Raw genomic sequence first — 18957 nt, 5'->3', positions numbered from 1 at the left:
GTTTTGAAATCAGGAGGAATGCTTGATGAAGCAGGAAAAATTAATACGAAAGAACGACCGGGAAGACTTTGAAAAAACGAGAAGAGAGTTTGTCCAGCTTGAACTTGTAAGTTCTGAAGGGGAGCTTCGGCTTTGGGAGAGCAAGGCCGGGGGGCATCCCTACTTGCCGAAGGGTATTGAATATCCGCTTAATCAAACAGGGGAGCCCCTTCATTTGCTTGCCCAGCTTAATTTAGGTGAACTCCCTAAACTGCCGGATTTTCCGGACAAAGGCATTCTGTCATTTTACATCGACTTAAATGATGATGTTTTCGGGATGAATTTCGATCAGCAGGATGACCAGTCAGGCTTCCGGGTCCTATTTTTTGCGGATGTGGAGGAAAATGAAGAATATCTGGTTACAGATTTTTCGGCTATAGATGAACACCGTTCCAATTGTGAATATGATGTCCTCGAGGGCGGCGAGTATTTGATTAAAGGAAAAGCTTCAAGTATGTATATAGCGGCAGGGGATTACCGGTTTGATGAAGTGATCGGGGAATCAAGCCTTGATTATTTCGAAAGGCTGGCAGAGGAAGAAATGCCAGAAGGATATGAAGAGGTTGACGACCTTTATAATGACTACAGCAATCCTGAGGGGGCAGTACACCATCAGATGGGCGGCTATCCTTATTTCACACAGATGGATCCACGCGAGGGCGGGAGCAGATATGATACCCTCCTGTTCCAGCTGGACAGCGATTATGACAAGGCCAGTGAAAAATACGCGGTCATATGGGGCGATGTTGGCATCTGCAATTTTTTTATCAACGAAAGCGACCTGAAAGCACGCCGGTTTGACCGGGTGCTGTTTAACTGGGACTGCTGCTGATCCGGGGGGATTTCAATGAGTATTTTTGGATGGATTTTCTTATGGGGGCTGCCTGCTTTACTACTCTGGAGTACATTGCTTGCGGCGATTCACGCAAAAAGGGCAGGAAACGAAGGGCAGTTCCTCGGTAGGACATTGACCTTCATTAGTGCGATTTATGAATATACAATTAATTCCTTTTTTGCATGGCTATCCATCATTTTTCTGGTGTTTGGATTTTTTGCCATAAAGGAAGGCAGTATATGGGGATTCCTGTTCATGACCGGGACTGGCGGATTGATGCTCTATTTATCCTTTCCTAGGCTGAAGATGCCTGAGTGAGGGAAAGCTGCCATCATAAAAAGAAGGCTCTATTTGCGGCTTGGCTATTATCTTTTAATAAAAAAAAGAAATTATCTTCAGCTTGTATTATAATAAAAGAAATACGATCTGAAGGAGAAACAATATGTCCAATCAGGAAAATACTCAAAACGGCGAAAAGAAAAAAGTAAGTCTTCAGGAATTGATGAAGCAGCAGCTTGAGAAAAAGAAACAAGCGCAGGGAAATGGAAATCAAAGTACGAAGTCAGCTGCTAAAAATCAGGTGATGAAAAGCCAGATGACTAAAAAAGCGAGCAATACCCGCAGAAAAATGGGCGTATGACCAGAGGAACCCTTCTTTATAGGAAGGGTTTTTTTTTATCTTAAAAAAGAATCTAATTTACGCTTGAAACATGCAGAAAGAAAGAGGGTGAACATAAGAAGAGTCTAATCGATGCATGTGCCTCACTTGAAAAGGGGCTTCATGCATAGAAAACGGTCTAATCAATGCATGAGCCTCACTTGAAAAGGGCTTCATGCATAGAAAGCGGACTAATCGATGCATGAGCCTCACTTGAGAAGGGGATTCACGAATAGAAAGCGGACTAATCGATGCATGAGCCTCACTTGAAAAGGGGCTTCACGAATAGAAAGCGGACTAATCGATGTATGACCTGCACATGAAGAAAGGCCTCATGCATAGAAAACAGTCTAATCAATGCATGACCCGCACTTGAAAAGGGACCCCATGCATAGAAAACAGTTTAATCAATTCATTTGCAAGTTAGCTTCATCCCCAGGAGACCTCCCTGCAACTTTAGTCTTAGTCCACTCAGCCAAAAGCAGCATAGGCTTTTCGCCAGAATGACGGAAGGAAACCCTTCTGCTTTATGCTACATTATGATAGAAGAGCAAAAAGGGGGCTGAGCTGATGAAGGCAGTAATTGTTTCGGATAATGGGCGAGTAGGGAAAAGCTTAATATTGCTGCTGAAGGCATACCCAGAATTGGAGATATCATTCCTGAAGGATGCACGCAGCAGCGTGCCTGATGATGCGGATGTTGTTATTGTGGATATAGATTCAATGCTGGCAAATCAGCTTAGGTCCTCTTTTTTCAGCAATCATCCTGTAATTTTTTACAGCCGCTCCAAGGAGTTTTCCGAGCTGGTGGATTGGCTGCATATGTATAATGCGGATTTTATTAATGTATATACCCATCCTGATTGTGTGCTTCATCTTATAAAAAAGGCATGTTCACGAAGAAAGCTGTAATAGTTGATGTAACAACTAATATATGTTCTAATGAAGGCAAATAGTGATAATACCGATTATTACACGAAGAAGGAGATGAATAGATTGGAAGAAAAGAGCCTTTTTAAAAGAAGTGTCAAAGACCACTGGTATGTGGAGTATGAAGAAGCGAGCTTCCCGTTCATCCAGAAGGGGTGGGTACTGCCGGCTGACCGGTTCAAGGATTTTGATCCGTTCATCCTGATGGCGGAGGACTGGTTTAAGAAGGGGGCATTCTCTGACCATCCGCACAGGGGGTTCCAGACAGTCACATATGTTGTGGATGGCAGGCTGGAGCATATCGACAATGCAGGGGGCCGGGATATTCTTGAGCCTGGCGATGTGCAGTATATGAATGCCGGCTGGGCAGCGCGCCATGCCGAGGAGGGCGTGGAAAATGATATTGCCCACACGCTGCAGCTTTGGCTTAACCTGCCGAAGGAATTGAAAAAATCTGAAACAAGCTATCAGAATGTTTATGGGGAGGATGCACCCACGGTGGATTTCCAAGGTGGCTCGATTAAGGTTTTTTCCGGAGAAATAGCAGGTGTCAAGGGGCCGCTCAGTTCTGCTGTCCCCATTACTCTTTCTGAGATCAACTTAACTAAGGGTGCAGAATATACTCTGACCATCCCTGAAAATCACAATGCATTTTTGTATATCCTCTCAGGGGATATGGACTTTGGGGAAAATGAAGTGAATCTGAAAAAGCATGGAGTCGCGACTCTTTCATACAAGGACGGCGGGGATGTTAATAAAGGCAGCGAACTTGCCATAAAGGCGAACAGCAGAAAATCGAAGGTGCTTGTATACTCCGGTGCACCGATTAAGGAAGAAATTGTTCCCTATGGTCCATTTGTGATGAACACAATGGAAGAAATCAGGGAGGCTTACCGGGATTTCCATAATGGCAAATTCGGCCCGCCTGCTGTTTAAGGAGCTGGTTTCATGAATCATATGCTAAAAAATCTGTATGAATTGCTTTCCTCAGAATTGCCGGACTCTTCTTTTAGACTTAATGAACCCTTAAAGGAGCATGCTTATACAAAGCTTGGCGGACCGGCAGATCTTTACGCTGAAGCGGCATGCCCTGAGGATGCAGCTTATATCCTTAAGCAGGCAAAGCGGCATGGGGTGCCTGTGACTCTGATAGGCAATGGTTCGAATATGATCATCAGGGATGGAGGAATCAGGGGGCTTGTTCTGTCATTGTCAAAAATGAATAAGATTTCGGTCACTGGAGAGACGGTAATTGCCGAGGCAGGCAGCCGGATCATCGATGTTTCACTCAAAACATTGGAGCATAGCCTTTCAGGAATGGAATTTGCATGCGGGATCCCTGGGACGACTGGAGGGGCCCTTTACATGAATGCAGGTGCCTACGGCGGACAAATCTCTGATGTCCTTCAAAAAACACTGGTTCTCACAGAGGAAGGAAGCATCCTGGAACTGGGAAGAGAGAAGCTTGTGCTGAGCTATCGGAAAAGCATCATGGCTGAAAAAAAATTCATCGTCCTGAAGGCAGAGTTTAATCTGTCCTTTGATTGCAAAGAGGATATATCAGCCAGGATGAAAGAAAACACAGAGGCGAGGGAAAGCAAGCAGCCGCTTGAATTTCCATCCTGCGGGAGTGTGTTCAAGCGTCCTCCAGGCCATTATGCAGGAAAGCTTATACAGGACAGCGGCCTTCAAGGAAAAAATATCGACGGGGCAGAAGTCTCCCGCAAGCATGCCGGCTTCATCATTAATAAAGATAATTGTACGGCAAAGGATTATCTGGCACTTATAGAGTGTGTCAGGAAAACTGTGAAGGAAAAGCATGGTATCGACCTTGAAACCGAAGTGAGCACCCTTGGTGAGGAATTATACAGAGGGCAGCATGCCTAAAAAGCAGGGAGGTGAGCAGCGATGGGCATAGTAGTGGTGGAGATTTGCGACGGGAGCCTGATTACAGAATTGGATCTCGAAGGGCTCCTTGAAGGGGAGTATCCTGAAGTGGCCGTTATTGAAAGCAGCTGCCTCTCCTTTTGCGGCATGTGCGCCAGGCGCCCTTATGCAATGGTGAATGGAAAGAGGATTTTTGCAAAGACAGCAGAGGAGTGCCTTCATTTGATAAAAGAGCATATTGATAATGAATTGAAGGAATTTGCCATTTGAAAAAACTGACATTGGGAGGAATCGCTATGAAACTTGTCGGCATTTCAGGATCCCTGACTGGATCGAAAACATCAAAGGCTGTACACGAGGTACTCGCTGCGGCGAAACGCTTGTCGCCATCTATCCGGACAGAGCTGCTTGACTTAAAGGACTATGACGTTGAGTTTGTTACAGGAAAGCCGCTGACCTATTATAACAGTGATACATGGAAGGCTGTGCAGACTGTATCAGAAGCTGACCTCCTCATTATAGGCACACCGATCTATCAGGCCTCTATCACAGGAGCGCTGAAAAATCTATTTGATCATCTCCCGGTTGATGTATTTAAATCAAAAGCAGTCGGTATTGTCACAACAGGGGGATCTGACAAACATTTCCTTGTAGCAGAATATCAGCTCAAGCCGATCATTTCCTACTTGAAGGGAACTACCCCGGCCAGCTCAGTTTTTGTCCACAGCAATGACTTCAACGAAGACAATGAAATTGCAGCACCCATTGTGCTTGAGAGAATTGAAAAGCTGGCAGGGGAACTGATTGCTATCCAGGAATCCTTGGCCAAATAAGAATCCAGATAAGGACTCCTCCCATAGCCGGCAGGAGTTTTTTCATGATTTTCAAGACAAACAAGAAAAATGCTATACTAAAAAGTACGGTTAGAGATTATTAGAATTAAAGGAGTTAACACCATGATTTATATGTATGTCGGACTCGCCGGAATGTTAGGCAGCATACTGAGATACTGGATAGGGATCAGTCTGTTCGCGGAGAATGTTTTTCCATACAGCACACTGGCCTGCAATCTGGCCGGCAGCTTTGTGCTCGCAAGGGTGACAACCATTGGATTCAAAAGAATAAATGTCTCTCCTGAGCTTACGGCAGCTATTGGCACAGGCTTTGTCGGGTCGTTCACGACTTTTTCAACTTTAAGTGTGGAAACTGTCGATTTATTTAACAAGGGCCATCTGGTCCCTGGGATTCTTTATATCATCCTCAGTGTGATCGGCGGGCTGCTGTTCAGCAGGCTTGGATTCAGGATAGCAAAGGAGGAGCTGGCTTCATGAATTTCTATCACTTTGCACTGGTGGGCATCGGAGGTTTTTTCGGAAGCATGGCCCGGTTTGCCATAAGCCGGAAATACAACAGCAAAGAGAAATCCCTTCCCACTGGAACGATCATCGTCAATCTGTCTGGTGCCTTTCTGCTGGGCCTGCTGACAGGAGCTCATCTGGACCAGAATTATCTGTTATTCGCCGGCACCGGTTTTATGGGTGCTTTTACAACCTTTTCTACACTAAAGCTAGAAACCATCCAGCTGCATATCGGACAAAAGAAAAAAGCATTTTTCCTGTACATAGGCATCACTTATTTCTTCGGTATTCTACTCGCCTGCCTGGGCTATCTGACAGGAAAGAACTTTTAAAAATATTCGGTTATCCAAAAATGGATAGCCGTTTTTTATTGACTTATCACAAACAAAAATATATATTGTTAGTATAATTATAAACAAAAAAATAATACGTTTGTAATATAATCATTAATCTATTGGGGGTGTTTGTATGCCGGATATATCAGCAAGCCTTTGGGAGGCGAGTCTTGAAGAAATAAAAAAAGGATACAGAGAAGAAAGTGAGAGCTTTCTATGCTTGTTATGCGGGGAGAAATTTGAAAAGGGTATTGTCTATCCTTATGAAAACCTCTTGTATGAAGCTGAGAGATATACACGCCTTCATATCGAGAGATCGCATTCTTCAGTGTTTGATTATTTGCTGGGGCTTGATAAGAAGTGGACCGGGCTGACAGAGCACCAGAGCCAGCTTTTGCGCTTGTTCTATCAAGGGATGGCAGATAAAGAGGTGCAAGCTGAATTGGGCATTGGCAGTGCATCGACAATCAGGCATCACCGTTTTGCCCTAAAGGAAAAAGAGAGGCAGGCAAAGGCTTTCCTTGCCGTCATGGAGCTCTTAAGGGAGAAGGACCACTATGCGCCAGCTTTTATACCTCCGCATATACATGCCTCTATGGTTGATGACAGATATGCCATAACTGAGGAAGAACAGCACAAAATCGTTGATAAATTTTTACCCAATGGCATTGAAGGCGGCCTTGTAAAGTTCCCGCCAAAAGAAAAACAGCGGCTTGCAGTGATAAGGGAAATCAGCAAGCTTCTGAAGGCTGGCATAGTTTACAGCGAAAAAGAGTTAAACAGCATTATTGAGAGCATTTACGAAGACTATGCACTTATCAGAAGATATCTGATTGAATATGGCCTTCTGGACAGAAAGGCCGATGGAAGCGCATATTGGCTGAAAAGATAACCGAAGGAGGAAATAATCATGGACCGGAAAAAAGAACTGAAAAATCAATTCAAGGAAGCTCCTGTGGAAGCGGGTGTTTTTCAAATAAAAAACAAACACAACCATAAAATGTTTATTGGAAGTACCAGGAATCTAAAGACACTGAATGGATTAAAATTCAGTCTGGAAACAGACTCTTATGTAAATAAGCATCTTCAGGATGACTGGAGGAAGTACGGGATGGATGCCTTCGAAATCTCGGTGATTGAGGTTCTAAAGAAGAAGGAAAACCCCTATTATAATGAAAAGGAAGCCTTGGCAGAGCTGGAAGAGAAGTGGCATGAACATTTCCAGCCTTATGGCGAAAAAGGATATCACACCCCGCCAAATAAATAAAGGAGAGGTCTCCCTCTCCTTTATTTATTCTTCCTCTTCATCTTTCCAGGTCTGGACATTGTCTGTTTCCAGTATGCCAAGCGTTGCATCGCCGATATCGGTATCTGTCAGCAGCAGGTCGCGGACTCTGAATTTGATATCATCAGCATCTGCCAGTGAAAGTCCTGCCCTAAGCTCGATGTAGCTTTCTACATGAAAGCGCCGGCCTTCCTGCAAAATGCGCATGTCCATGATATCAACCACATCAGGATCAGAAAGGATCATATCCGCCACGCGGTCCTCAACGACTTTTGGTGCAGCTACCCCGATCAGGCCTATGGTATTTTCATAGCCGATTTTAACGGCTATCCCAGTAAGCAGCAAGCCGATCAAAATCGTCCCGACACCATCAAGAAAATAAAGTCCAGTAAAGTGGGCAAGAAGGATGGAAACAAGTGCGAGCAGTGCCCCGAATGTCGCGATCAGATCTTCATAAAACACCAGCCTTGTCGGCGGGGATGCCAGGCCATTATTTTTAAATGCTGTTGTGACAATGGCAAAGCCTTTGGCCTCACTGCGTGTTTCATGATTGATTTCCTTCATCGCTTTTAACAGGATGAAGCCGTCAACTCCTATCGCCAGAAGCAAAATGAAAATATTGAGCAGAATACTGGTTGATTCTTTTGGGTGCTGGATCAGTTCCCAGCCTTTGTGGATCGTTTCATAGGCCATGATCGCAATGACGATGACCGCTACCAGCACGAAAAGATTTACAACACGGCCGAATCCGGTCGGGAATCTTTTTGTCGGCTCCTTTTCAGCAAGCGCACTGCCGATAAAGACGAACCCCTGGTTGAGGGCATCCGCTGCTGAGTGGAGCGTGGTTGCAAGCATAGTACCGCTGCCGCTTACAGCAGCCGCTATCCCTTTGGCAATCGTCAGCACTGTGTTTCCTATGGCTGCAATGCCGGAAGATTTGTTTCCTTTTTTCAACAACTGGATTAAAGACATTGTTTCACCTCTCCATTTTTGCCAAAATGGTTTTGTCCATTAATTAGCATTGCCATTTGGGCTTCGGTTTATCATTTTTGAACATTCTGTGGACGGAAGGATTAATTAATTGCCTTCAGACCAATATGACAGTAAAATTAAAACTAACTATAACGTGCCGGTAAGGGGGTGATTCTTTTGGGAACGAGAAATTAAATCAGCAGGGCATTTCATCAGCAACCTATGATGCAAGGGGTTCTGTAAACTATTACACCAAATTTAGTTTGCTGAAACCTGTACGTTCTAAATTGAATTGCCGCTGCAGCCTGGCCGGGGAATCGGCTTGATTGATGGATGAAAGGCTGCTGCCGAAAACAGCTGCCTTTATTAAGTTCTTAAAAAAATAAGTTCTTTAAATCATAAGTGTAAAAAAAGAATTATTTCTCCTATTCAGCCTGATCTGCTCCAGGGGAAAAAGCAGCGGTCATGAACCTAATTTCTCAGGAGGTGTACGCCTTACTCAGTAAGGCTATTTATTGACCACTATCAACTTGATCATTTTTGCTATTTTAATTGCATTGACCGCCTTTTTCGTTGCGACGGAATTTGCGATTGTTAAAGTTAGATCTTCCAAGATTGACCAGCTCATCGCAGAGGGTACCAGCGGTTCCATGGCAGCCAAGAAAGTCGTGACCCATCTTGACGAGTATCTTTCAGCCTGCCAGCTTGGCATTACAGTAACAGCACTTGGAATCGGCTGGGTGGGTGAATCGACTTTTGAAGTCATCCTTCACCCTGTGCTTGAATATTTCCATGTCAGTGAATCTCTCTCTCATATTCTGACTCTGGCATTTGCGTTTGCCATTGCGACTTTCCTGCATGTTGTCGTAGGGGAGCTTGCTCCAAAGACTCTTGCAATCCAAAAAGCTGAAAAAATCACATTGCTTTTTGCCAGGCCGATCATATGGTTTTACCGCCTGATGTATCCTTTCATCTGGTTCCTGAATGGATCTGCCCGTTTGCTTGTCGGTCTTTTTGGCCTGAAGCCTGCATCCGAGCATGAACTTGCCCACTCAGAGGAAGAGCTTCGCCTGCTGCTGTCAGAAAGCTATAAAAGCGGTGAAATCAACCAGAACGAACTGAAATATGTTAACAATATCTTTGAATTCGATGAAAGAGTTGCAAAGGAAATCATGGTGCCGCGCACTGAAATGATTACTATCAGCATAGAAGATGAATTTGAAGACATCATGGCAACGGTGGAAGAGGAGAATTATACCCGCTATCCGGTTGTCAACGGAGACAAAGACCATATTATCGGGTATGTCAATGTGAAGGAATTCCTTACTGCTAAGATATTGGATGACGGGATGATTCACAAGCTGTCCGAGTTCGTCAAGCCTGTTATGCATGTGATTGAAAATATCCCGATCCACGATCTGCTCGTCAAGATGCAGAAAGAACGGACCCATATTGCGATCATCATGGATGAGTACGGTGGGACATCAGGACTTGTCACGGTAGAAGATATCCTTGAGGAAATCGTCGGAGAAATCAGGGATGAATTTGATGACGATGAAGTGCCTGAAATCCGGAAGGTGAAGGAAGATGAATATATCCTTGATGCCAAAATGCTGCTCGAGGACGTGAGCGACCTTCTCGGCATTGAACTATTGAGTGATGATATCGATACGATCGGCGGATGGGTCCTTTCGCAGGATTTCGATGCTGAACTTGGAACAGAAGTGAAAGCAGAAGGGTTTAGTTTCAAAATTAAAGAAAAAGACGGCCACCAGGTCCTTTATATTGAGGTAAAGAAAGATTCATAGAGATAAGAAAAGGATGCAGCGCTATACTGCATCCTTTTTAAATTGAAGTAAAGCAGGTCAGCTGGCGCGGACCTGCTTCGTTTGTTTTGGAGCAATTTCCTTAACCCCCAAAATATCCAAAAGGAACATAAATACAGGAATACCGACAATCAGACCCCAAATTCCGAAAAAATGCTCGGAGAAGATGAGTACAATGAAGGTATAAAAAACCGGAAGCTCTGTTTTGGAAGACATCAGCTTCGGGTTAAGGATATAAGCTTCGATAGCATGAATGACCATGACGACAAGGATGATATAGCCGACGAGCATGAATCCGCCTATGGAATAGGCTATTATTGTGAGTGGAAACATAGAGATAATGACCCCTGCCACAGGAATGAGCCCCAGGACTAATACCATCAGGGACAAGGCGACCAGCTGAGGGAAATCCATGATCCAAAGAGCCAGTGTCGTCAAGATGCAGTTGACAATGGCAATGACAAACTGTGCTTCAATAACTTTTCCGAATGTCATGGAGAATTTCCTTGAGAAATACTCAATTTCATTATAAAATGCAGCAACTTTGCTCGTCTTGAATTTTAGTGTAAAGTCGATCAGCTTATTTTTTTCAAGCAGGAAGAACAGGCTGAGCAGTAAGGAAATCAGTACTTGCATCCCAACTTTGCTTATATCGGTAAAATATTTCAGCAGAAACGTAAACCCTTGCTCAAGATACTTGTTGATATCGTTTTGTTCTATGAACAATACAATGTAATTGATAAATCCATTTTCGTGCGGATGAAGATAAAATGCCTGCAGCTGGGCGATCAATTGTGTTACTTCCCGTGAAATAACAGGCAGGTAATTGATGGCCGCGAGTGTCAGGCCCCCGAAGAAAACAAGGTATAAAAAAATAACCACCAGCGGCCGATGAAGGTTCCACTTGCCTGTAAGCAGGGTGGTCAGACGATCCATTAAAAAGGAAAAAATAAATGTCAGCAGGACGATATTGATCATGCTGTGAAGTGAAACAAGGAGCAGCAGGATGATCGCAAAAATGACAATCCGCTTCGCACCTGTCTTATCCCATATATTTCTCCAGTTTTCCATTCAAGTACTCCCTCTGATTCTTATTAACAAGGAACCGATTAATAAGAAATATTAAAATGATATTGCTATTCAATTATATCATTTAAACTCTCTAAAAGTGGTTTTCCTGGCTGCTGCTGGAATGTTTTTTTTTTAGTGTTCCGGGAGTTCATTTTATTAATAGATACGTGCTGGTTCTTTTTTTCATTCGCTCTCCAATAAAATAAATTGGCGCTATATGAAGGAATGAGAAGGCCCATCTCGTACAATAGAACTAGAATGATTTGTAACATAATTGTAAAAATCCTTCGTTAAGCATACAGAAATCTTATTCAAAAGCAGATAAGCTATTCGTATATAAATGAGAAGGGGGATCGGCTCTTGGAAGCAACTCCGCAGAAAATAATGTGTCCTTGCTGTTCCCGCGGGACCGTACAGAAAACCAGGCTGCTGGGCAAGATTCTTTCTTTGCCAATTCAGGGAAAAACTGCTGGAATGCTTTCAGAAAGCATTGAAGACTTTCTGCTTTCCGAAAGTATTCCGCTGGATAAACTTATGGAAATCCGGAAAGAACTGAACCTATCTATCCAAAGGCAAAAGAGCATTCAAGCAACTGTTAAAATTATTGACCGTTATTTTGCCGGTGCGAACCGCTGCTTTTACTGCTGCCATTCTTTTTAGCAGAGAGCTGCCGCTGATTCGTCCGGCTGAGCTTCAGCAGTGATATTTATTGCCGGATTGTTTATATACTTTTTATGGCTGTGTTATTCATGGGACACTAACAGAGATTAAAGGCTTTTTTCGCATAGACTGTTGCTATGTTGGCATCCATAGGTGATAAAATACTCCTTCAGGAGGCACATGCTGCTCGTGATTGCCAAATTTCAAATTACATTACCCTCAATTTCCTACATGTGGTATAAAAACAGCTTTACCTATGTTGGAACGACTGTATTTCTTATTATTCAGTAAGCTATTTGTTGAGGTCCAAGAAAAGCTATATAGGAGCAATTTTTTTTCTTCTGAATGAGGTAATCGGTCGGTGACAGGTGAAAAATAAGCGGAGAAATTTCCCCTATTTTCAAAAAAAACCTAAAAATAGCTAAAATAGACGGAGAAATTCCGACTATCAACTCAAAAAACAGGAAAATGGGCAATTTCGCTACTCTTAACCGGAAAATCACCGCTAATTTCCACCCATCCGTGCCATATTCAGCAGCCTGACCGGAAATTCTCCGCTTATTTTAAGGCTTGCTGGTCACTGAAAGAAGGATATGACTTCTGGTTTTTAAAACTCTTCATTATCCTGCCGCGTATAGCTGAATAAGCCTCTCTTTATGAGATCCATAAAATGTAAATATCCTTTGCTATAATAAAAGCAGCAATCTTCACGATAAGAGCTTATCAAAACCAGGCAGTAACTATCTTTATCTAATATCCTTAAGATTAAAAATATCAGCAATCCGGAAGAACCCCTCCCCAAAAAAATCTGGTAAACTGGATAAAACGCCAAGAGGAGGTTCAGCATGCATATTGAAATGACCACTCAAATCAGGGTGGATGATATAAAAAATGGCCAGAAGTGGTATTCCGTTTTTCTCAACAGGGAGCCTGACTTCATCCCGCATGAAGGGTTTGCTGAATGAGAGCTTATACCCGGGAGCTGGCTTCAGCTTGCCGAAGGGACAACCGCTGAAGGAGCAGGACCAATCCGGCTTGGAGTCATGAATATTGAAGCAGAAAAACAGCGGCTTATCGATGAATTAGAGATAAACTCCTTTGAAATTTATTCCCGCAGCGGGGTGCCGGTTAAATGGGGCACTCTTAATGATCCTTGGGGAAACAAACTGGGGCTTTTTGAATACCTGGATAAAACAGAAGAAAAGAAGCGAATCCAGGAAATAGGGGGCCATAGGTTATAAAGCAGGGTCGATAAGCCTCTGCTTTTTTCATTGCTCTTTTTTGTAACGTCTTCTTTTCCCCTTTTTCCTCCAAAAAGAAGGACTTCCAAAATGCAGTATCGAAATGCATAAATTATAACGGAATTTTGGAGGTACAGTATTGTGGAGAAAGGTGAGCAGTGCAACTGAACGGGTGAGCTTTGAGGTTTTTCTGAAAGGGACTGGCTAACGGTATGCATTACCCATCTATATAGCGAGTTTAATGAGCGCGGCACTTATTTTGCCGAGCCGTTCACTGAGTTCATTAAAGTGTACCGTTAGAGGGAAACGGTGGTCTGTACCTTCGGGTGGGCAGGAGCTTGGCGAGAGCAGAGAAGAATGCTGTATAAGGGAAGTGCTGGAGGAAACAGGCTACATGGCTGAAATCATCCGGCCACTGTTCGTAAAAAAAACGGAGCTTTCAGAAGTGCGTTATTTTGAGATCCGGATTACTGGGGGCAGCCTAGTGCTGTAAGATCCTGATAGGCTTATTTATGATATATCCTGGATAGGATGGGAAGATCTTGAACGGATGGTCCTTTCCTTTCCTGAAGACAGGGAAGTTCTGCTTCAGCTGATCGGGAAGCAAAAACTGCTGGCAGATATATAGAAAGAGGGAAATGCCGGAATGAAAGAGAAAAGAAAAATACATATCATAGGCTCCGTTGGAAGCGGTAAAACAACCTTAGCCAGACAGCTTTCAGCCAGCCTGGGAATTCGACATTATGAACTTGACAATGTGGTATGGGAAAGAGGCCTGCACGGTGACAGGCGAAGGACAGAAGAAGAAAGAGATGCTCTTTTTCAAAAAATCACCTCTTTGGAAAGCTGGGTCATTGAGGGAGTGCACCATACCTGGATCATGGAAAGCCTTAAGCAGTCAGATCAGATAATCCTACTCGATCCCCCCTATAACACAAGAACTTTAAGGATCATTAAACGGTTCATCAGGCAGAAACTCCATTTAGAAAAAGCAAATTACAAACCTACTTTTGAAATGTTCAGGAAAATGTTCAAATGGAACAAATATTTTGAAACTGTAAGCAAGCCTGAGATACTGGAAATGCTCAGTCTTTATGATGAGAAGCTGTATATCGTGAAGGAGGACGTTGATTTGTCTAATTGGATGGAGGAAGTTATATGAACTTGATGCTGATCCTGCTGTCCATGCTTTCTTCTATGGGGTTTCTGTATTATTGGGGCAAAGGTGGTGCAGGCGCAGATGAGGAATAGAAAGCTAAAAAACAAAGAGTCCCAAACCAGGGACTCTTCATCTGTGTTCAAGCCACATAATGGCCAGATAGTAAGCAAACATCGTAAGCAGCCCGACCGGTACCCCGAACCTGGCCCATTCTTTGCTGGTTATTTTGAGCTTGGCGGCAGAGATGATGTTCGGGATATTACCCGGTATCAGCATGCCTCCGGAGATCAAAAGCCCGAGCAGGATAGACTGAATCGTGAAATGGTCCATGGCAGGGCTGATTTCTGCTGCAGCCAGTGTGGCATTGTCGAGAATGGCGGAAATCATATTGACCCAATAGAGAAGTGTTGGACTCTGGCCGATCAGATAGTGCTTGATCAGCGGCTCAAAGCCGGCCCCAAGGAAGGTCAGCCCCATGACAAACAAATAGACTTTCATGCTTCTGACCAATATTTCTTCATATGTTTCACTTCCAGATTCTTTGCGGAAGCTTCCGGGCCGTTTTTCAGGAGGCTGGATAAGGAGCATGGCCATGATAGCAAGTGCCGTTATGGCCGCTATTACCTCAGCGCCGATCAGATTGACAAGAAAAAAGAAATCCTCGTTCAGCTTCGAAATGGCGATGGTTGATAAAGGCTCTCCGATCGGCGTAAGGGCAGCCCCGAGGCCAATGGAGAAGCAGGCCAGTACTGTGAAACGAACCTCTGCCTGCCTTTCAAGCCGGAGGGCGCCGACAATCAGCACGAGCACCAGCGCGGCAATGATCGCGGTGATAATGCTTGAAACAAATCCCAGCACGACAACCGTCAAAGCGGAAAACAGCCTGAATGGCATTCTTTTGCTCATGCCGATGATGATTTTCTCAAGCGGACGCTTCAGCCATTTAAACAGCAAACCTGCCGCAAAAACAGCCGCAGAAATTTTAATGGGGTCCCCGGCAGCCTTAAGAAATAGTTCTCCATTGAACATCCCGCTTATAAAAGCCGCAAGAATTCCCATCGCAAAGAGGAAAAGTTCCAGATTATGCTCCACAGCTTTCAGCGTAAATGGGAGCAGCAATACGAGGAAAAAGATTATAAGTAAACCTGTCATAATCATCTGCCCATTCTTGTTTAGATTTTCCCTAAAAGAAGGAACAGCCTATATATATGCAGCAGAAAGGACAAACTTTCATGATAAAGGGAATCAGCCGAAAGAGAATCGAAAAGGAAGACAGCTTTTAGCCGTCTTCCTTTTTTCCGATGATTCCATAAAAAAATATATTCGTGATATCCTCTGTCAGCGGCAAAGCCTTGCTGTATACCTCCTCACGCTGAAAATAATCCTTCATCATCTGGACATAGAGCAGCATAGCTTCGAAAGAAAGATCAGGATTGATATATCCCTTCTCCCGCCCTTCCTTGAACAGCTCTTTGAAATAGGGAATGGCTTTTTCCTTATAAATTTTTTCAATATAATTGCCTTCCTCTGAATACTCTTTCATCAAATACTGATAAAACTCTTCATGAATTCCGCTGGCCGCTTCCTTCTTGTTAAAAATGAGCATTTTAACTTTCTCAGGAAATGGCATGCTGCTGTTGATCAGCAGTTCAAACTGACTGGAAGCTTTATCGACATAATAGAGGAAAACTTCATGTATGAGCTTATGCTTGCTCTCAAAATAATTATAAATGGTCACCTGGGAAACATGGGCTTCCTTTGCAATTTCCGAAACGGAAACCTTTTGGATTCCATACTCCAGAAACAGCTTAAGGGCCGCCTCCAGTATGTGTCGCTGTTTTTGTTCTTTTCGGCGCTGAAAACCGTCCAATTTCTTCACCTCACTCTTATTGTAATGAAAAATATGTAATAAAACAAATGAAATAGTTCATAAACTCTTGTAAGTTATGTGATTTATGTGTATTATGAACTCGTTGAATAAAAATAATTCATAATTTTATAGAGTTGTAATAGTAACTATCGAAACAGGGAGGAATGGAAATGGCCATTATTGAAACGAACAGCCTTGTGAAAAGGTTTGGAAAATTTACAGCCCTGAATGAAGTCAATATTAAAGTGAATGAAGGGGAAGTATACGGTTTTATTGGGCCGAACGGAGCAGGCAAGTCCACTACAATCAAGATTTTGCTGGGAATCCTGAAGGCAACCTCAGGGGAAGCAAAACTGTTTGGAAAGAATGCCTGGAAAGACGCTGTCGACATCCACCGAAAAATAGCCTATGTTCCCGGCGACGTCAATCTATGGCCTAACCTTACCGGGGGAGAGGTAATAGACTTGTTTGCGAGGCTCCGGGGAGGCACTGATAAAAGACGGACGAACGATTTGCTTGAAAAATTCAATCTTGATCCTTCGAAAAAAAGCAGGACCTATTCAAAAGGAAATCGGCAAAAGGTGGCACTTGTGTCTGCCTTTTCATCAGATGCAGAGCTGTTTATCCTGGATGAGCCCACCTCAGGCCTTGATCCTCTAATGGAGATTGTCTTCCAGGAATGTGTGCTTGAGGCTAAAAGACAGGGAAAAAGCGTTCTTTTATCCAGCCATATACTTTCTGAAGTTGAAAAGCTGTGTGACCGCGTGGGCATCATCCGCCAGGGTGAAATCATTGAAACGGGTACTCTTGATGAGCTCCGGCATCTGACACGTACACATCTTGTTTTTCAAACCAGCAAACAGGCTCCTGATCTGGGAAGCCTGAAGGGGGTCCACGAGCTGGAATTCGAAGAGGGAGGCATTTCGCTGAAGGCGGATGCTGAAGAACTGGGCACTATACTTCAGTATGTCAGCCAGTTCGGAATTACGAAGCTGGAAAGCATGCCGCCGACCTTAGAGGAGCTTTTCATGCGCCATTATGAATCAGCATCCAACCCTATAGAGAAAAAGCAGGAGGGAAACTGAATGGGGAAGCAATTATTCAGCAGGACTGGTCTTCTGGCCATGTTCCTGCTTAGAAGGGACCGGCTGAGATTTCTTATTTGGGTGATTGCTCTTGCAGGGCTGACCATTGTGACTGCTTCCGCTTTTACGGATTTATATAAAACCGATGCAGAGCGCCAGGCCATTGCGGAAACGATGAAAAATCCGGCCATGACTGCGATGGTCGGCCCGGGCTTTGGCCTGGATAATTACACTCCGGGCCCTATGATGGCCCATCAGATGCTGTTATTCACAAGCATTGCTGCCGCAGTCATGAGCATCCTCCTGATGGCCAGGCATACCCGGAATGACGAAGAAGAGGGAAGGATCGAGCTGATCCGCGCATTGCCAGTCGGGAGGATGGCCAATCTGACAGCATCCGTCCTTGTTTTATTTACTATGAATGTCATTTTGGCCATTATTATTGGCTTTGGCCTATACAGTCTGCAGATCGGAAGCATGAATCTTGAGGGATCGCTTCTTTATGGAGCGGCGATCGGTGCGGCAGGCATCTTTTTTGCCGGGACAGCCGCACTGTTCGCGCAGCTTTCGGAAAACACGAGGGGCACAGCCGGTTTGTCCCTTGCTGTTCTGGGAGTCGCCTATTTGATCAGGGCCATCGGGGATGTAAGCGGCGGCGCTTTATCCTGGTTCTCGCCGCTCGGATGGATAGTGGGCACAGAAGTCTACGTAAATGACTATTGGTTTCCTGTAATCCTTACTGTCATGGCGGGTATCCTGTTAACAGCATCTGCATTTTATTTCAATATGAAACGGGACCTTGATTCTGGCCTGCTTCCGTCCAGACCGGGAAAGAAATCCGCTTCACCGCTGTTATCCAGCCCCTTTGCACTGGCTTTCCGGCTCCAGAGGACAGCCATTATTTCCTGGGCAGCAGGGATGTTCATCCTGGGGATTTCTTATGGATCTGTGTTTGGAGATCTCGAGTCCTTTTTTACAGAAAATGAATTGCTGCAACAGATGATCGACCCCGCCAGCGGTTTATCACTGACAGAACAATTCATGTCCATGCTCATGTCCGTCATGTCTATGGTTGCATGCATCCCGCCGCTGATGTTCTTTTTAAGGCTGAAGAGCGAGGAGAAAAATGACAGGATTGATATCCTGCTGTCAAAACCGATATCAAGGCTGCGGCTTGCGGGAAGCTATTTCATGCTTTCATTGATTTTCAGTGTTATCATGCTGCTGCTTGCTATTTTGGGCCTTTGGGGAGCTGCTGGTTCGGTTATGGAAGACCCTATCCCACTGGGCAGTATGCTGGAGGCCGGGCTGGTCTATCTGCCGGCCATCTGGCTGATGCTTGGCGGTGCCTACCTGCTGCTGGGCTTCCTTCCAAGGCTCACCGGGCTGATATGGATTGTACTCAGCTATTCCTTTGTTGTTGTTTATCTGGGAAGCATACTGAATTTTCCCGAGTGGCTTGAAAGGCTATCTCCATTTGGCTATGTGCCGCGTTTGCCGGTAGAAGAATTTATCCCGGGAACAGTGCTAACGCTTGCCGGTGCGGCTGCTGTCTGCACCATTGCAGGGTTCATCGGCTATCGTAATAGAGATCTTGGCTGAATATAAAGAGAAAACGGATGGCTGATTACCGGCCATCCGTTTTGATTTGTTTATAAGGCCAGTAGATAATCCTAAGTTTCTGGATCATCGTTCACCAGCAGCGTCTGCTCCGCATCGAGCACTGGCCAATCCTCCAAAAAGGCA

At 44.3% G+C, this 18957-nt stretch carries 22 protein-coding genes and 1 pseudogene; 19 read left to right on the top strand and 4 right to left on the bottom strand.

What is annotated here, in order from left to right:
- The first annotated feature begins 25 nt into the window (after positions 1-25).
- From AC4E8B_RS13295 to AC4E8B_RS13240, 12 genes are all read left to right on the top strand, one after another.
- Entirely contained in the window at positions 26-871 is an 846-nt protein-coding gene (locus tag AC4E8B_RS13295) for a YwqG family protein (protein ID WP_490213863.1), read from the top strand.
- 15 nt (positions 872-886) lie between these two features.
- Positions 887-1192, top strand: coding sequence for a hypothetical protein (locus AC4E8B_RS13290; RefSeq protein ID WP_490213862.1), 306 nt, complete (start codon positions 887-889; stop codon positions 1190-1192).
- A 124-nt stretch (positions 1193-1316) separates the two neighbouring features.
- Complete coding sequence (locus AC4E8B_RS13285) at positions 1317-1514, top strand: hypothetical protein (RefSeq protein ID WP_148972922.1); 198 nt, start codon at positions 1317-1319, stop codon at positions 1512-1514.
- Between the two features lie 588 nt (positions 1515-2102).
- Positions 2103-2444, top strand: a complete 342-nt coding sequence (locus AC4E8B_RS13280) for a hypothetical protein (protein ID WP_490213861.1) — start codon at positions 2103-2105, stop codon at positions 2442-2444.
- Between the two features lie 75 nt (positions 2445-2519).
- Positions 2520-3398: a pirin family protein gene (locus tag AC4E8B_RS13275; protein ID WP_490219667.1), complete on the top strand. Its 879-nt coding sequence runs from the start codon at positions 2520-2522 to the stop codon at positions 3396-3398.
- 12 nt (positions 3399-3410) lie between these two features.
- On the top strand, positions 3411-4349 hold the full coding sequence (gene murB / locus AC4E8B_RS13270) for a UDP-N-acetylmuramate dehydrogenase (protein WP_490213860.1): 939 nt from the start codon (positions 3411-3413) through the stop codon (positions 4347-4349).
- Between the two features lie 21 nt (positions 4350-4370).
- Positions 4371-4619, top strand: a complete 249-nt coding sequence (locus AC4E8B_RS13265; protein WP_148972918.1) for a YuzB family protein — start codon at positions 4371-4373, stop codon at positions 4617-4619.
- Between the two features lie 26 nt (positions 4620-4645).
- Complete coding sequence (locus AC4E8B_RS13260; protein ID WP_490213859.1) at positions 4646-5182, top strand: NADPH-dependent FMN reductase; 537 nt, start codon at positions 4646-4648, stop codon at positions 5180-5182.
- 123 nt (positions 5183-5305) lie between these two features.
- Positions 5306-5680, top strand: coding sequence for a fluoride efflux transporter CrcB (gene crcB / locus AC4E8B_RS13255; RefSeq protein WP_490213858.1), 375 nt, complete (start codon positions 5306-5308; stop codon positions 5678-5680).
- The gene (locus tag AC4E8B_RS13250) at positions 5677-6039 is read left to right on the top strand and encodes a fluoride efflux transporter FluC (protein ID WP_148972915.1); all 363 of its coding nucleotides are present in this window, start codon (positions 5677-5679) and stop codon (positions 6037-6039) included. The genes crcB and AC4E8B_RS13250 overlap by 4 nt, the downstream gene beginning before the upstream one ends.
- 136 nt (positions 6040-6175) lie before the next feature.
- Positions 6176-6934 (top strand): DUF2087 domain-containing protein, encoded by a 759-nt coding sequence (locus tag AC4E8B_RS13245; protein ID WP_490213857.1) that lies wholly within the window; start codon positions 6176-6178, stop codon positions 6932-6934.
- An 18-nt stretch (positions 6935-6952) separates the two neighbouring features.
- Positions 6953-7309 (top strand): GIY-YIG nuclease family protein, encoded by a 357-nt coding sequence (locus AC4E8B_RS13240; protein ID WP_490213856.1) that lies wholly within the window; start codon positions 6953-6955, stop codon positions 7307-7309.
- A gap of 24 nt (positions 7310-7333) precedes the next feature.
- Here AC4E8B_RS13240 and AC4E8B_RS13235 read toward each other — a convergent pair whose 3' ends face one another.
- Complete coding sequence (locus AC4E8B_RS13235) at positions 7334-8299, bottom strand: cation diffusion facilitator family transporter (protein WP_490213855.1); 966 nt, start codon at positions 8297-8299, stop codon at positions 7334-7336.
- Positions 8300-8814: 515 nt separating this feature from the next.
- On the opposite strand from AC4E8B_RS13235, the gene AC4E8B_RS13230 reads away from it, so the two are divergent.
- Complete coding sequence (locus AC4E8B_RS13230; RefSeq protein ID WP_490213854.1) at positions 8815-10107, top strand: hemolysin family protein; 1293 nt, start codon at positions 8815-8817, stop codon at positions 10105-10107.
- A 57-nt stretch (positions 10108-10164) separates the two neighbouring features.
- On the opposite strand, the gene AC4E8B_RS13225 is transcribed toward AC4E8B_RS13230, so the two are convergent.
- Positions 10165-11196, bottom strand: a complete 1032-nt coding sequence (locus AC4E8B_RS13225; protein WP_490213853.1) for an AI-2E family transporter — start codon at positions 11194-11196, stop codon at positions 10165-10167.
- Between the two features lie 474 nt (positions 11197-11670).
- Between AC4E8B_RS13225 and AC4E8B_RS13220 the strand changes: the two genes are divergently transcribed.
- The 4 genes and pseudogenes from AC4E8B_RS13220 to AC4E8B_RS13205 all read left to right on the top strand — a co-directional run bounded on the left by AC4E8B_RS13220 (position 11671) and on the right by AC4E8B_RS13205 (position 14259).
- Complete coding sequence (locus AC4E8B_RS13220; RefSeq protein ID WP_490213852.1) at positions 11671-11856, top strand: hypothetical protein; 186 nt, start codon at positions 11671-11673, stop codon at positions 11854-11856.
- An 845-nt stretch (positions 11857-12701) separates the two neighbouring features.
- A pseudogene (locus tag AC4E8B_RS13215) lies at positions 12702-13097 on the top strand (VOC family protein).
- Positions 13098-13338: 241 nt separating this feature from the next.
- Entirely contained in the window at positions 13339-13590 is a 252-nt protein-coding gene (locus AC4E8B_RS13210) for an NUDIX domain-containing protein (RefSeq protein WP_490213851.1), read from the top strand.
- 153 nt (positions 13591-13743) lie between these two features.
- Positions 13744-14259 carry an AAA family ATPase gene (locus AC4E8B_RS13205; protein ID WP_490213850.1) on the top strand — a complete coding sequence of 172 codons (516 nt, stop codon included), beginning with the start codon at positions 13744-13746 and terminating at the stop codon, positions 14257-14259.
- 126 nt (positions 14260-14385) lie between these two features.
- Here the strand turns inward: AC4E8B_RS13205 and AC4E8B_RS13200 are convergent, their stop codons facing one another.
- On the bottom strand, positions 14386-15411 hold the full coding sequence (locus tag AC4E8B_RS13200) for a DUF1646 family protein (RefSeq protein ID WP_490219665.1): 1026 nt from the start codon (positions 15409-15411) through the stop codon (positions 14386-14388).
- A gap of 124 nt (positions 15412-15535) precedes the next feature.
- Positions 15536-16126 carry a TetR/AcrR family transcriptional regulator gene (locus AC4E8B_RS13195; RefSeq protein ID WP_490213849.1) on the bottom strand — a complete coding sequence of 197 codons (591 nt, stop codon included), beginning with the start codon at positions 16124-16126 and terminating at the stop codon, positions 15536-15538.
- A 170-nt stretch (positions 16127-16296) separates the two neighbouring features.
- On the opposite strand from AC4E8B_RS13195, the gene AC4E8B_RS13190 reads away from it, so the two are divergent.
- Together AC4E8B_RS13190 and AC4E8B_RS13185 are read left to right on the top strand one after the other, a co-directional pair.
- On the top strand, positions 16297-17211 hold the full coding sequence (locus AC4E8B_RS13190; RefSeq protein WP_490213848.1) for an ABC transporter ATP-binding protein: 915 nt from the start codon (positions 16297-16299) through the stop codon (positions 17209-17211).
- Positions 17212-18813 (top strand): ABC transporter permease, encoded by a 1602-nt coding sequence (locus AC4E8B_RS13185; protein WP_490213847.1) that lies wholly within the window; start codon positions 17212-17214, stop codon positions 18811-18813.
- Positions 18814-18957 lie beyond the last annotated feature (144 nt).

Source organism: Bacillus sp. SRL543 (genome assembly GCF_984799205.1).
This window is presented reverse-complemented; position numbering and strand designations above follow the sequence as displayed.